General features: G+C 67.1%; 14 protein-coding genes. 5 read left to right on the top strand and 9 right to left on the bottom strand.

From position 1 onward, the window contains the following. The first annotated feature begins 68 nt into the window (after positions 1–68). Complete coding sequence (locus B9Y97_RS12520) at positions 69–662, top strand: LysE family translocator (protein ID WP_085527053.1); 594 nt, start codon at positions 69–71, stop codon at positions 660–662. A 23-nt stretch (positions 663–685) separates the two neighbouring features. Here B9Y97_RS12520 and B9Y97_RS12515 read toward each other — a convergent pair whose 3' ends face one another. The 5 genes from B9Y97_RS12515 to mgtE form a co-directional block, all read right to left on the bottom strand. After that, entirely contained in the window at positions 686–1,204 is a 519-nt protein-coding gene (locus B9Y97_RS12515) for a hypothetical protein (RefSeq protein ID WP_085527052.1), read from the bottom strand. A gap of 73 nt (positions 1,205–1,277) precedes the next feature. Beyond that, a complete protein-coding gene (locus B9Y97_RS12510; protein WP_085527051.1) occupies positions 1,278–3,056 on the bottom strand; it encodes an SLC13 family permease in 1,779 nt (592 codons plus the stop codon). A gap of 56 nt (positions 3,057–3,112) precedes the next feature. Next, positions 3,113–3,925: a TIGR00282 family metallophosphoesterase gene (locus B9Y97_RS12505; RefSeq protein WP_085527050.1), complete on the bottom strand. Its 813-nt coding sequence runs from the start codon at positions 3,923–3,925 to the stop codon at positions 3,113–3,115. A 91-nt stretch (positions 3,926–4,016) separates the two neighbouring features. Continuing rightward, positions 4,017–4,574 (bottom strand): 5-formyltetrahydrofolate cyclo-ligase, encoded by a 558-nt coding sequence (locus tag B9Y97_RS12500; RefSeq protein ID WP_085527049.1) that lies wholly within the window; start codon positions 4,572–4,574, stop codon positions 4,017–4,019. Next, a complete protein-coding gene (gene mgtE, locus B9Y97_RS12495; protein WP_085527048.1) occupies positions 4,571–5,953 on the bottom strand; it encodes a magnesium transporter in 1,383 nt (460 codons plus the stop codon). Before mgtE ends, B9Y97_RS12500 begins: the two co-directional genes overlap by 4 nt. A gap of 121 nt (positions 5,954–6,074) precedes the next feature. Between mgtE and guaD the strand changes: the two genes are divergently transcribed. Then, on the top strand, positions 6,075–7,355 hold the full coding sequence (guaD, locus tag B9Y97_RS12490; protein ID WP_085527047.1) for a guanine deaminase: 1,281 nt from the start codon (positions 6,075–6,077) through the stop codon (positions 7,353–7,355). Positions 7,356–7,434: 79 nt separating this feature from the next. Here guaD and B9Y97_RS12485 read toward each other — a convergent pair whose 3' ends face one another. From B9Y97_RS12485 to B9Y97_RS12475, 3 genes are read right to left on the bottom strand one after another with little or no spacing between them, the layout of a single operon-like run. Continuing rightward, entirely contained in the window at positions 7,435–8,766 is a 1,332-nt protein-coding gene (locus B9Y97_RS12485) for an 8-oxoguanine deaminase (RefSeq protein ID WP_085527046.1), read from the bottom strand. A 39-nt stretch (positions 8,767–8,805) separates the two neighbouring features. After that, complete coding sequence (locus B9Y97_RS12480; RefSeq protein ID WP_085527045.1) at positions 8,806–9,618, bottom strand: inositol monophosphatase family protein; 813 nt, start codon at positions 9,616–9,618, stop codon at positions 8,806–8,808. A gap of 51 nt (positions 9,619–9,669) precedes the next feature. Continuing rightward, positions 9,670–10,038, bottom strand: coding sequence for a helix-turn-helix domain-containing protein (locus B9Y97_RS12475; protein ID WP_085528242.1), 369 nt, complete (start codon positions 10,036–10,038; stop codon positions 9,670–9,672). Positions 10,039–10,421: 383 nt separating this feature from the next. Between B9Y97_RS12475 and B9Y97_RS12470 the strand changes: the two genes are divergently transcribed. After that, positions 10,422–11,402, top strand: coding sequence for an NADPH:quinone oxidoreductase family protein (locus B9Y97_RS12470; protein WP_085527044.1), 981 nt, complete (start codon positions 10,422–10,424; stop codon positions 11,400–11,402). Here B9Y97_RS12470 and B9Y97_RS12465 read toward each other — a convergent pair. Further along, entirely contained in the window at positions 11,387–12,241 is an 855-nt protein-coding gene (locus B9Y97_RS12465) for a LysR family transcriptional regulator (protein WP_085527043.1), read from the bottom strand. The two genes, B9Y97_RS12470 and B9Y97_RS12465, sit on opposite strands and share 16 nt — an antisense overlap. Positions 12,242–12,361: 120 nt before the next feature. On the opposite strand from B9Y97_RS12465, the gene B9Y97_RS12460 reads away from it, so the two are divergent. Further along, positions 12,362–12,568 carry a DUF1127 domain-containing protein gene (locus tag B9Y97_RS12460; RefSeq protein ID WP_085527042.1) on the top strand — a complete coding sequence of 69 codons (207 nt, stop codon included), beginning with the start codon at positions 12,362–12,364 and terminating at the stop codon, positions 12,566–12,568. 141 nt (positions 12,569–12,709) lie between these two features. Further along, positions 12,710–13,450 carry a Bax inhibitor-1/YccA family protein gene (locus B9Y97_RS12455; RefSeq protein ID WP_085527041.1) on the top strand — a complete coding sequence of 247 codons (741 nt, stop codon included), beginning with the start codon at positions 12,710–12,712 and terminating at the stop codon, positions 13,448–13,450. Positions 13,451–13,495: the final 45 nt, after the last annotated feature.

Here is a 13,495-nt window from a genome sequence, read left to right as displayed (position 1 = left end):
TGCACAAATTCCAGAAAACCTCCACCAGTTCGCAACCCTCTATCCGGAATAACGTGCAACAATTGCGCATGACGCCAGAACTCTTCCTCGCCTTTGCAACCTTCGCCTTCGTCTCCTCCGCGACGCCAGGGCCGAACAACATGATGCTGCTCGCCTCGGGCGCGAATTTCGGGATGCGCCGCACGGTGCCGCACATGCTCGGCGTCGGCATCGGCTTTTCGGTGATGATCCTCGGGCTCGGCCTCGGACTGGTCGCGTTGTTCGAGCGCTTCCCGGTGGCCTACGACGTGCTGAAGGGCATCGCCGTGATCTATATGCTCTGGCTGGCGTGGAAAATCGCCCATGCCAGCGCGCCCGATTCCGCGCGCGCGGGTGGCAAGCCGTTCACCTTCTTTCAGGCCGCCGGCTTTCAGTGGGTCAACCCGAAGGCCTGGGCGATGGCGCTCACCGCGCTCACCGCCTATGCCCCCGGGCAGACGCTCGCCGCCGTCGGCCTCGTCGCGTTGATTTTCGGCGCGATCAACCTGCCCACGGTCGCGGTCTGGGCCTTGCTCGGTCGCGAGATGCGCCGGTTTCTGACCAACCCACGCCGCCTCACCGTGTTCAACTGGACGATGGCCGCCGCGCTGCTCGCGTCGCTTTGGCCGGTGTTGTTCGCCTGACTCCACCCGGGCCCGGCCCGGCTTCAGTCTTCCCCGAACGGATCGGGGCGCGGATGTGCCGCCAGCCAGTCGCGGGCGATATCGCAGAGCACCTCGTGCCAGTTCTCGGCTGTCAGCCCCTCCACATGCCGCTGCACGCCCTCCGCCTCGACCTCGCGGATCGCGTGCTTGAGCTGGTAGAAGATGTGCAGATCGGGGGTCTCGTGATCGAACCACAGCCGCGAGACAAGCTTGAGCGACTGGAAATCCTCGCCGCCCGAGGCCAACACGTCTGCGAGATGGCCGTAGGCGAGCCATTGCGTCGCCTCATCCTGGCTCGACGGCGTCGCCAGCCGCTGCTCGCGGGCGATCTGGCCGACGAGATCGGAGATTTCCGACCAGTAGTAGGGCGGCTGGAGCGCGGTGAGCGCCCAGATCCCGTCGGAGTAGCGCTCACCGTCGACCATGGCCCAGCCCCAGGCCATCGCCGGCTCGGCCATCTCGATGGTCAGGTGCCGAAGCGCGAGAATATCGGCGGTCTGGCGGCGCAGGTCTTTCGTCATGGCGATCCCCTCTGTGACGGGCGGGATGTGGCGGCGGGGCGGGGCCGCATCAATGCGGCGGTTTGGCACGGGATCACAAGGGCCAGATCAGCGGGATCAGCGCCGAGGCGAGCAATCCCATGGAAAGGTTGAGCGGGATGCCCACCTTCATGAAATCGGTGAAGCGGTAGCCGCCCGGGCCATAGACCAGCGTGTTGGTCTGGTAGCCGATCGGGGTGGCGAAGGCGGCGGAGGCGGCCACCATCACCGCCACCACCAGCCCGCGCGGATCGAGCCCGAGCGCCTGCGCCAGCCCGATGGCGATGGGCGTGACCACCACCGCCACGGCGTTGTTGGAGACCAGTTCAGTCAGCACCGAGGTCATCAGGTAGATCGCCCAAACGATGAAAAAGGGCGGCAACCCGGCGAGATGCGGTGCAAGTGCCCCGGCAATGAGCGCCACCGCCCCGGAGGCCTCCAGTGCCGCACCGATCGCAAGCATGGCGAAGATCAGCGCCAGAAGCCGTCCATCGACGTACGAAAACGCCTCATCCGCGTCCACCGCCCGCGTGAGGAAGACCACTGCCACCGCCACCACCGCAAGCGCGAGGATCGGGGCCACGCCGAGCGCCGCGAGCGCCACGATGCCCATCAGCGCGCCGACCGCCACCGGCGCATGCCCGCGCCGGAATGCGCGCGCCGAGGGCCGGGCGACGTCGACAAGGTTCATCTCGACGGCGAGGCGCTGGATGTCTTCGGGCGCGCCTTCCAGCAGCAACGTGTCGCCGACCCGAACCTTCACTTCGTCGAGCTGGCCGCCGAGGTTCTGGTTGCGCCGGTGCACCGCGAGCGCGTAGATGCCGAAGCGCCGACGCAGCCGCAACTGCCCCAGCGTGCGCCCGACCATCCTGCACTCCGGCGTGATCAGCGCCTCGACGGTGGCGGTCTCGACCGCCGAAACCTGATCGACCCGCTTCAGGCTCGGATCGTTCTGGAGCGACAGAAGTTCCGCCATCGGCGTGCGCAGCACCACCCGGTCGCCAACCTGCAGGAGCACGCCGTCAAGGTTACGCCGGAGCGACAGATCGCCCCGGATCACGTCGATCAGCCGCACCCCCTCGCGCCGGAAAAGCTGCACCCCGAGCACCTCGCGCCCGATCAGGTTGCTTTCGGGCGGGATCACCGCCTCGGTGAAAAACTTCTTGCGCGCATGATCGGTGAGCAGCGACGCGAGCGATGTGCGCTCGGGCAGCAGGCGCGGCGCGATCAGGTAGAGATATCCCATGCCCCAGATCACCAGCACGAGGGTGAGCGGGGTGATCTCGAAGATCGTGAAGGCCGCGAGCCCCTGCGCCCGGGCCACGCCATCGACCAGCAGGTTGGTCGAGGTGCCGATCAAGGTGAGCGTGCCGCCCATGATCGCGCCGTAGGAGAGCGGGATCAGCACGCGGGAAGGCGCGAGCCCCATCTGCTTTGCCAGTTGAATGAAGACCGGGATCATCACCACCACCACCGGCGTGTTCGACACGAAGGCCGAGGCGACGACGACCAGCCCCATCAGCAGCGCAAGCGCGAGGTAGGGCCGCTCGCCCGCCTGCCCCTGCGCCTTCTGGGTGAACCATTCCAACGCCCCGGTGCGCACCAGCGCGCCCATGATGATGAACATCGCGGCGATCGTCCATGGCGCCGGGTTGGCCAGCACCGCAAGCCCGGCCTCGTAGGGCAGGACGCCGGTGACCAGCAGCGCCGCCACCCCCGCGATCGCCACCACCTCGGTGGGAAATATCTCGCGCAGGAACAGAGCGAACATCGCCGCCACCACGCCGAGCGCGATGACGGCCTGCAGGTCGCGGGAGAAATCGAAGAATTCCATTACCGGCCCCCGTGGCTGCCCCCAGTCTCGCCCGCGCGGTCACGCGCGGCAAGGGGTCACGGCCCCGAAGCCGCCAGCCGTCCGCCTTCGCGCACCATCTCCACCCGCGTGGCCTTTCCGGTGGTGTCGTCGGTCTCGACATAGAGTCCCGAGAGCGTGACCTCGCCCATCGCCGGCTCGAACCGGGATTTCGCCATGCCGGTGACGAAACGGCGCATCGGCTCGGCCTTGTCCATGCCGATCACCGAGTAGTAGTCGCCGCACATGCCTGCGTCGGTCTGGTAGGCGGTGCCGCCGGGCAGGATCATCGCGTCCGCCGTGGGCACATGGGTGTGGGTGCCGACCACGACCGAGGCCCGACCATCGAGATAATGGCCCATCGCCATCTTCTCGGAGGTGGCCTCGCAATGCATGTCGACCAGAATCGCCTGTGCCTGCCCGCCGCGCGGATAGGGCTTGAGCGCGGCTTCGATAGTCGAAAACGGATCGTCGAAGGCGCGTTTCATGAACACCTGGCCCAGCACCTGCGCCACCACCACCTTGCGCCCGCGGGTGTCGGGATAGACCCCGATGCCGCGGCCCGGCGCGCCCTTGGCGAAGTTCAGCGGCCGGATGATCCGCGGTTCGCGCTCGCAGAAGCTCAGCATGTCCTTCTGGTCGAAGGCATGATCGCCCAGCGTGACCACGTCGGCCCCTGCGGCAAGAAAGGACTTGGCATGCTCGCCGGAAAGACCCATCCCGCCGGTGGCGTTCTCGCCGTTGACCACGACGAAATCGAGCTTCCAGCGTTCGCGCAGCCCGGGCAGGTGCTCCGTGATCGCACGCCGCCCGGCCCGACCGACGACATCTCCGAGAAACAGGATCTTCATGGCTGTTCCCTAAGCGCAAAGCGCGATCTGCGCAACGGGCGCGAGATGGCCCGCGGGGTTATGGTCTGGGTTTTCGACACGTCGCGCACGTTCAGAAAGTAAGGGTGAAGGCGTCGGTGACGATGGCATCGAGCGGTTGGTCGGTGGGTTCCAGCGGCAGCGCCTCGGCCTCCTGCGCGGCATAGGCGTAGCCGATCGCCAGCGTCGGGCGCGTGGCCCGCAAGGCTTCGAGCGTGCGGTCGTAGAACCCGCCGCCGTAGCCCAGCCGCCCGCCGCTCCGGTCGAAGGCCACGAGCGGCACGATCAGCACCTCGGGCACCACCTCGCCGCCCGCCTCCGGGATCAACGCGCCGAAGGTGCCCGCCACCATCGTGGTGCCCGGACGCCAGCGACGAAAGCTGAGCGGCTGGCCCTTGGCCTCGATCACCGGCACCCCCACGCTGCCGTGCAGCGCCATTTCCGCCATCACCGGCAGCGGATTGACCTCAGTGCGCATCGGCATGTAGCCCGCCAGCACCCGTCCCCGGTAGGGCGCAAGCAGCGCCGCCAGCCGGGTTTGCGCCGCCCTGTCGAGTCCACGCGGATGGGCCACCGCGCGGCGCGCGAACGCGGCCGCCCGCGCGGCCATCTTCTCGTCGTTCAAGGTCATAGCAGGATCACCGCGGCGAGGCCGAGGAAGGCGAAAAAGCCCACCACGTCGGTCACGGTGGTTACGAAGGTGCCCGAGGCGAGCGCCGGGTCGATGCCCATCCGGTTGAGCAGCACGGGAACGCCCACACCGGCGAAGCCCGCCACCACGAGGTTCACGATCATCGCCATGGCGATCACCAGACCGAGCAGCGGGGTGCCGAACCAGAGGATGCCGATTCCCCCCATCACCACGGCGAACACCAGCCCGTTCAACAGGCCGACGAGAATCTCACGCCGGATCACCCGCCAGACATTGGCCGAGGTGAGTTCTTTCGTCGCCAGCGCGCGCACGGCCACGGTGAGCGACTGGGTGCCCGCGTTGCCGCCCATCGAGGCAACGATGGGCATCAGCACCGCGAGCGCGACAAAGGCCGTGATCGTCGCTTCGAACTGCGCGATCACCAGCGAGGCCAGGATCGCGGTGCCGAGGTTGACGCTCAACCAGGCAAGCCGCTGGCGGGTTGTCACAAGCACACCGTCCGACAGCGAGCCCTCGCCGACACCGGCAAGCCGCAGGATGTCTTCCTCGTGTTCCTCGTCGAGGATCGCCATCGCGTCGTCGATCGTGATGACGCCCACCAGCCGGTCATCCTCGTCGACCACGGGTGCCGAGATCAGGTGGTAATGGTTGAAAGCGTAGGCCACCTCTTCCTCGTCCTGAAGCGCGGGAATGGTGCGGAAACTGTCTTCCGAGAGGTCGGCGAGCCGGATTCCGCGCGGGTGCGACATGATCTTGCCGAGGGTGACATAGCCGGTCGGGCGCATCCGCGGATCGACGAGGATGACGTGGTAGAACTGCTCGGGCAAATCGTCATGGGCGCGCATGTGGTCGATGGCCTGGCCGACGTTCCAGTGTTCGGGTGCCACCACCATCTCGCGCTGCATCAGGCGGCCGGCGGTTTCCTCCGGGTAGGTCAGCGATTTTTCGACGGCGACCCGGTCGCCGGCCTCAAGCGCATCGAGAATGGCTTCCTGCTGCGGCTCATCGAGGTCTTCGATGAGGTCGACCACATCATCGGATTCGAGGTCGCGCACCGCTTCGACCAGCACGTCCGGTGCCATCGCGGCGATCACGTCCTCGCGCAGGTTCTCGTCGAGTTCAGACAGGATCTCGCCATCGAAGGCCAGACCGTAGAGCCGCACCAGGGCGACCCGCGACTTGCGGTCGAGATGCTCGAGAATATCGGCGACGTCGGCCGGGTGAAGCGGATCGAGCAGCGCCGCAAGCGCCGGGCCATCGCCGGCATCCAACGCATCCTGGACCGGACGCATCCGCTCCCGATCGAGCTCGAAGCCGCCGTCTTCCGCCGCGCTGTCGGGGGTCTGTTCCTCGGCCATGGCTGCCCTCCCTGCTTGCGCCGCGGACCATATGCGAAGGTCGCCGCAAGGAACAGGGGGAAAGGCGTGGACGAGGGGCCTGCGGGGCCCTAGTGTCCTGCGCCGGGCAATGAGGCGCGCGATGCAGATTCTCCAAGGCCAGACCCTGACCTTCACCGACAACCCGTTCCGGGTGCCGCCCGAGGCGGCGATCCGCCACGAGCGCCACGGCGCCGTGGCGATCGAGGCCGGAAGGATCGTCGCCGTCGGCCCCGCCGAGGAGGTGTGCGCCGCCCATCCGCAGGCGCCGGTCAGCGATTACGGCGCGGCGCTGATCTCGCCCGGTTTCGTCGACGCCCACGCGCATTACCCGCAGACCGCGATCATCGCGAGTTGGGGCAAGCGGCTGATCGACTGGCTCAACCACTACACCTTTCCCGAGGAAGCCCGGTTCGGCGATCCGGCCCATGCCGCCGAGATCGCCGCGCGCTACTTCGATCTCACGCTGGCCAATGGCACCACCACCACGGTGAGTTACTGCACGATCCACCCCGAAAGCGTGGAGGCGTATTTTACCGAAGCACAGAGGCGCGGGCTCCGCGCGCTCGGCGGCAAGACCTGCATGGATGCCAATGCGCCCGACGCCCTCCGCGACACGGCGCAATCCGCCTACGACGAGTCGAAAGCACTGCTCGAGCGCTGGCACGGTATCGACCGGCTGGGCTACGTCATCACCCCCCGTTTCGCGCCGACCTCGACACCCGAACAGCTTTCGGCACTCGGTGCGCTCTGGGGCGAGCACCCCGAAGTGCTGATGCAGACCCACCTCAGCGAACAGCACGAGGAAATCGCCTGGGTCGCCGAGCTGTTCCCCGAGGCGCGCGATTACACCGATGTCTACGATCGCTTCGGGCTTCTGCGCGAGGGCGCCCTGATGGGCCACGCGATCCACCTTTCTCCCCGCGAACGCGACCGGCTGAAGGAAGCCGGTGCCAGCCTGATCCATTGCCCGACCTCCAATACCTTCATAGGCTCGGGGCTGTTCGACATGGATGGGCTGATGCGCGAGGGCCAGCGCATCGGGCTGGCCACCGACACTGGCGGTGGCTCATCGTTCTCGATGCTGCGCACGATGGCGGCGGCCTACGAGGTGGCGCATCTGCGGGGCACCGTGCTGCACCCGGCGCTGCTTTGGTGGCTGGCCACTGCGGGCTCCGCGCATGCGCTGCATCTCGGCGACCGGATCGGCACGTTGGCCCCCGGTTACGAAGCCGATCTCGCGGTGATCGACCTTGCCTCGACCCCGGCCATCGCCCAGCGCGCCGAACGGGCCGCAGATCTCTGGGAGGTGGTGTTCCCGACGATCATGATGGGCGATGACCGCGCGATTCGCGCCACCTACGTCGGCGGACGGCAGATCTAGGAAGGGGGCGCTGCCCCCTCTTGGCCTGCGGCCAATTCACCCCCGAGGTATTTTCGGACCCAAGAAGAGCGTCGCGCGCTCAGGTCATGAGGGCGCGCGCAAGGCGGTTGTGGTGTTCGACCGCCCTTGGCAGATCGACGGTGACCATCCGGCCGGCGCGCACCACCGCGCGGCCCTCGACGAACAGATCGCGCACTCGGGCTGGACCGGCGAGCAGGAGCGCGGCCGGGTCCCAGCTGCCCGCGCTCTCGATGCCGGAGGTATCCCAGATCGCCAGATCGGCGCGCTTGCCGGGGGCGATCTGGCCGCAATCGTCGCGGCCGAGCACCTCCGCGCCGCCCCGCGTGGCGATCCGCAACGCTTCGCGTGCGCTCATCCGGTCGGCGCCCTGCGCCACCCGCTGCAGCAGCATCGCCTGGCGCGCCTCGGCGACGAGGTTGCCAGCGTCGTTCGAGGCCGAGCCATCGACGCCAAGCCCGACCTTCACGCCCGCGTCGCGCATCGTGCGCACCGGCGCTATGCCCGAGCCGAGGCGACAGTTGGAGCAGGGGCAATGGGCGACGCCGGTTCTGGTGCGGGCGAAGAGATCGATCTCGGCACCGTCCAGCTTGACGCAATGGGCATGCCAGACATCCGGCCCTGTCCAGCCAAGCTCCTCGGCATATTGTCCGGGGCGCATGCCGAACTGCGCCTCGCTATAGGCGATATCCTCGTCGTTCTCGGCAAGGTGGGTATGCAGCATCACGCCCTTGTCGCGGGCCAGCAGCGCGGCATCGCGCATCAGCTCCCGGCTTACCGAGAACGGCGAACAGGGCGCAACGCCGACGCGCAGCATCGCCCCCGGGGCGGGATCGTGGAAGGCGTCGATCACCCGGATGCAATCGTCGAGAATATCCGCCTCGCGCTCAACGAGACTATCGGGCGGCAGCCCGCCTGCGCTTTCGCCAATGCTCATCGCGCCGCGTGTGGGGTGGAAGCGCAGGCCCACCTCCGCTGCCGCGTCGATCGTGTCATCGAGCCGCGCGCCGTTCGGGTAGAGATAGAGGTGGTCGGACGACATGCTGCACCCCGACAGCGCCAGTTCCGAAAGCCCGACGAGGGCGGAGACGCGCATTTCCTCGGGGCCGAAGCGCGCCCAGATCGGGTAGAGCGTTTTGAGCCAGCCGAACAGGAGCGCGTCCTGCCCGCCCGGCACGGCGCGCGTAAGGCTCTGGTAGAGGTGGTGGTGGGTGTTGACGAGGCCGGGGGTAATAACACAGCCCTTCGCCTCGACCACCTCGCCGGTGGTGGCAAGCCCTTGCCCCACGCCCGCGATCACGCCATCGCGGATCAGCACGTCGGCCCCCGAAAGCTCGCGCATCGCGTCGTCCATCGTCAGCACCGTAACGGCGCCGCGGATCAGGAGGTCCATCGCGCTTCCCTCATTCGCGCCCGGCCGGGCGCGCCTGCGTCAATCCTGCGGCGCGCGCGAAAGCACTTCGAGTGCGGCGGCGTGGATCTCGGCATTCGCCGCCGCCAGAACCCGTCCGCCATCCCGTGCCGATCCCCCGCGCCAATCGGTCACCACGCCGCCCGCCGCCTCGATCACCGCCATCGGTGCCTGGATGTCGTAGGCCTGCAACCCGGCTTCGACCACGAGGTCGATCTGCCCCGCCGCAACCAGCGCATAGGCGTAGCAATCCAGCCCGAAACGGGTGAGCCGCACACGGCCAGCGAGATCGTGGAAGGCATCGCGCTCGGCGGCGCTGCCGACCTCTGGGAAGGTGGTGAACAGGATCGCTTGCGAAAGTGGCCGAGGCGCACGCGTTGCCAACATCCGGTGCCCGGTCGGACCGTCACTCCAGGCCTCTCCGAAGCCACCGACGAAGCGCTCGCCGATGAAAGGCTGGTCGATCACGCCAAGGCGCGGGCCGGCCGCGTCACCGACCGCGATCAGCACGCCCCAGGTCGGCGTGCCGGACAGGAAGGCGCGGGTGCCGTCGACCGGATCGAGGACCCAGGTCAGCCCCGAGGTGCCGGGCTGATAGCCGAATTCCTCGCCCAGGATCGCGTCGTCCGGGCGCAGCCGGGCGAGCGTGGCGCGCATCGCCTGTTCCGCCTCGCGGTCGGCGGCGGTTACCGGATCGAAGCCGCCGACCGCCTTGTTGTCGGCCGCAAGCGCCCCGTCGCGGAAATGCGCAAGCGTTGCCGGACGCGCGGCATCCGCCAGCGCCAGGGCGGTGGCGAGAAGGTCATCTCGGGTTTGGGATGTGATATCGCTCATGGCCCCGCCGGGATCAGGTTGCCCCGGCGGTAGCCAATGAGGCGGCAGGCGTCAAGCCGCGTCGGACAGAACGCGGGCAAGCTCGAAGAGGCGCCGGCGCTGGTTTTCAGGGATCGCGTAGTAGGAGCGCACCAGTTCAAGGGCTTCCTTGTCGGCGAGGATATCGCCCGGCAGCGCCGACTCGGCAGGCTTGCCGGTGCCGGCTTCGAGGCCTTCGAAAAAGAAGCTGACCGGGACGGAAAGGGTTTCGGAGATATCCCAAAGCCGCGACGCACTGACGCGGTTCATGCCGGTTTCGTACTTCTGGATCTGCTGAAACTTGATGCCAACCCGCTCGGCAAGCTGTTGCTGGGTCATGCCCACCATCCAGCGACGGTGACGGATTCGTTTGCCCACGTGGACATCCACAGGGTGTTTCATCATAGCTCTCCTTTGATCTTCCCGACCGTATGATCAAAAACCACGGCAGCCACCACAACCACAACCTGTCTTTTTGGTCAGTTTGGTTTCGGTCGATATTTCGCTGTTTTTTTGGTTGTTTACTTCGGAAACACCGGGTGTGAAGCGGATTTCCGTGACCACCCGGCCGGCCTCGTTATACCCGTAGAACGTGTTTAGCACGTTCACTCGCAATTTGCGAATCAAGATTCCGAATTCCCCACAAATACACGCATAACGCGAATCGACCGATTACCCTCGCCCTGCGCACCGGTCACTCGCAAGGCCTGCCCGCATCCCCGCGCCGCCTCTCGCCTTGCGGCCACACGTCGAGTAGTGAAGTGACGCAGACTGGGAGAGCCCTTATGAAAGCCTATCGCCTCACCGCCACCGGCACCGCACCCGAACTCGCCGAAATGCCCGCCCCCGAGGCCGGGCCCGGCGAAGTCATCGTCGATATCGCCGCCTGCGGGCTGAACTTCGCCGATCTCCTGATGATCGAGGGCACCTATCAGCAAACCCCGCCGCCGCCGTTCACCCTCGGCATGGAGCTGGCCGGCACCGTCATCGGCCATGGCCCGGGCGTGACCGGCCCGGCGTCGGGAACGCGGGTGGCGGTGATGGCCGGATCGGGCGGTCTGGCCGAACGCGGCGCGTTCCCCGCCGCGGCCTGCCTGCCGATCCCCGATGCGATGCCGTTCTCCGTCGCCGCCGCCTTCCAGGTCGCCTATGGCACCAGCCACCTCGCGCTTGCCCGCCGTGCCCGGCTCGCCGCCGGCGAAACGCTCCTGGTGCTCGGTGCGGCGGGCGGCGTGGGGTTGACCGCGATCGAGATCGGCAAGCTCATGGGCGCGAGGGTGATCGCCTGTGCCCGGGGGGCCGACAAGCTTGCGGTCTGCGCCGCCGCCGGGGCCGATCACCTGATCGACAGCACCGGCGACGACATTCGGGCGGCGGTGAAGGCGCTTGGCGGGGCGGATGTGGTCTACGACCCGGTAGGCGGCGACCAGTTTCGCGCGGCCCTCGGCGCGACAAACCCCGAAGGCCGCATTCTTGCGGTCGGCTTTGCCTCCGGCGAGGTGCCGCAGATCCCCGCCAATCACCTGCTGGTCAAGAACATCGACGTGCTTGGTTTCTGGTGGGGTGGCTATGCCCACTTCAACCCGGTCGCGCTTCGCGAGAGCATGGCGGAGCTGATCGGCTGGTATGAGGAGGGCCGCCTTGCCCCCCACGTCAACCATGTTTTCGAGCTTGAGCGCGCGGGCGATGCCTACGCGACCCTGCGCGCGCGAAAGTCCACCGGCAAGATCGTCGTCACCATGGGTGCGGATCAACCGGCCCCGTAGGCCTGACGCAACAGCGCCACCAGCGCCTGCCCCGCCTCGCCGCGCAGGGTGTCGGCGATGTAAAGGTTCACCCGCATCGACCCGAGCGTGGGCAGCGCACCGCCGTGGTCGATCGGTTCCAGCGTGGCCGGGACCGTGCCTTCGAGCAGGGTGTGCACCGCGAGATCGGCGGCGCAGGTCACCTCGATGGTGCGGGTCATGTCGGAGGTCACCGCCATTTCCCAGGCGATCCCTTCCGCATCCAGCGCGGCTTCCACTTCGATGCGAAAGATGTTGCGCGCCTCGAAGGCCAGCCGCAGCGGGCGTTGGCGCCAGGCCTGTCCGCCCGGGGCACCGACCCAGACCAGCGGCAGGGTGGCGAGCGTTTCGCCGCCCGCGTCGAGCGCGGTTTCGGTGGTGAGGATCAGGTCGCAATCCCCCCGGCGAAACATGTCCTTGAGCCGCTGCGTGTAGGACGAATGCAACGTCACCTTCATCCGGGGAAAGTCGGCGTGAAAGCGTTGCAGCACCGGCGGCAGGGCGGGGTAGACCACGTCGTTCGGCACCCCGAGCGCGATTTCGCCCTCGAAGGCGGCATCGGTGAAGCGCGACCAGATCTCGTCGTTGATCGCCAGCATCCGGCGTGCCCGGCCGAGCAGTTGCTCGCCATCGGCGGTGAGCACCACGCCGCGCCCGGAACGGTCGAACAGCGCCCGGCCGAGCGCTTCTTCGAGCCGTTTGATCTGCATCGACACCGCCGATTGCGTGAGGTGCAGAAGCCCCGCCGCGCGGGTTACGCTGCCGACCTGCGCAACCGTGACGAAGGCCCTGAGCGCGGTCATGTCGAGGTTGCGCGCCATATCACGATCCGTGATGTGTTAACTAAAAAACATTCATTTCCGTTATGTACCGCGAGACCCTATCTAACGCAATGGGAGGGGCGACCAACAAACCACCTCCGTTGAGGCCAGGAGATACCGATGCTCACGATCACCGCCAACCATGGCACCCGCCACAGCCGCCGCGCAAGTTTCAACCCGATGGTGTGGGTTCGGCGCGCGCTCGCCGTGCGCGAGCAGCGCACCCGTCTCGACACGCTCGACGACCGCCTGCTGCGCGATATCGGCATCGACCGCATGATCGCCAAGCACGAAGCCGAGCGTCCGTTCTGGGATCTGCCGCGCTGACTTGCCTTCACAGCCCCGTTAACCGGGGCCGTCGAAGCCTCCGGAAAACCTTGAAATCCGGGGCAAGCTCCACGATATTCAAGTTGACGCGTTTCCATGTCGGCAACGCGACCCAGTTTGGCTTTCAGGAGGCTGATACAGATGGCTGATTTGAAGACGATGCGGACGGCGGCAACTGGCGCCCGCACCGCCCAGATCGACGAGGGCCTGCGCGCCCACATGAACAAGGTCTACGGCACGATGTCCGTTGGCCTGCTGGTCACGGCAGGCGTGGCATGGGCCTTCGGCACCTCCGACGCGCTGCTGTCGATCCTGCGCGATCCGATCACGCTGTCGCCCAACATTCTCGGCTGGATCGTCATGTTTCTGCCGCTGGTGATGGTGTTTGCCTTCGGCGCGGCGATCAACCGCCTCTCCGCGGCCGGCGCACAGCTCTACTTCTACGCCTTCGCGGCCGTGATGGGCTTGTCGATCTCGTGGATCTTCGCCGCCTTCACCGGCATCTCGATCGCGCAGACCTTTCTGATCACCGCGATCGCCTTCGCGGGCCTCAGCCTTTGGGGCTACACCACGAAGAAAGACATCTCGGGCTGGGGTGCCTTTCTGATCATGGGCCTGATCGGCCTGATCGTGGCGTCGATCGTGAACATCTTCCTCGGTTCGCCCGCGCTGCACTTCGCGGTCTCGGCAATCGGTGTGCTGATCTTCGCCGGTCTCACCGCCTATGACACCCAGCGGCTCAAGACCGAATACCTTCAGCATGCCCACGCGATGGACGGCGAATGGCTCGCCAAGTCGGCGATCATGGGGGCGTTGAACCTCTACCTCGACTTCATCAACCTGTTCATGTTCCTGCTGCAGTTCCTCGGCAACCGCGAGTAACCCGCGTCAGGAAACAACGACCCAAGGGCCGGCCATTGCGCCGGC

This window comes from Maritimibacter sp. HL-12, from assembly GCF_900177545.1.
Taxonomy (GTDB): Bacteria; Pseudomonadota; Alphaproteobacteria; order Rhodobacterales; family Rhodobacteraceae; genus Sinisalibacter.
This window is presented reverse-complemented; position numbering and strand designations above follow the sequence as displayed.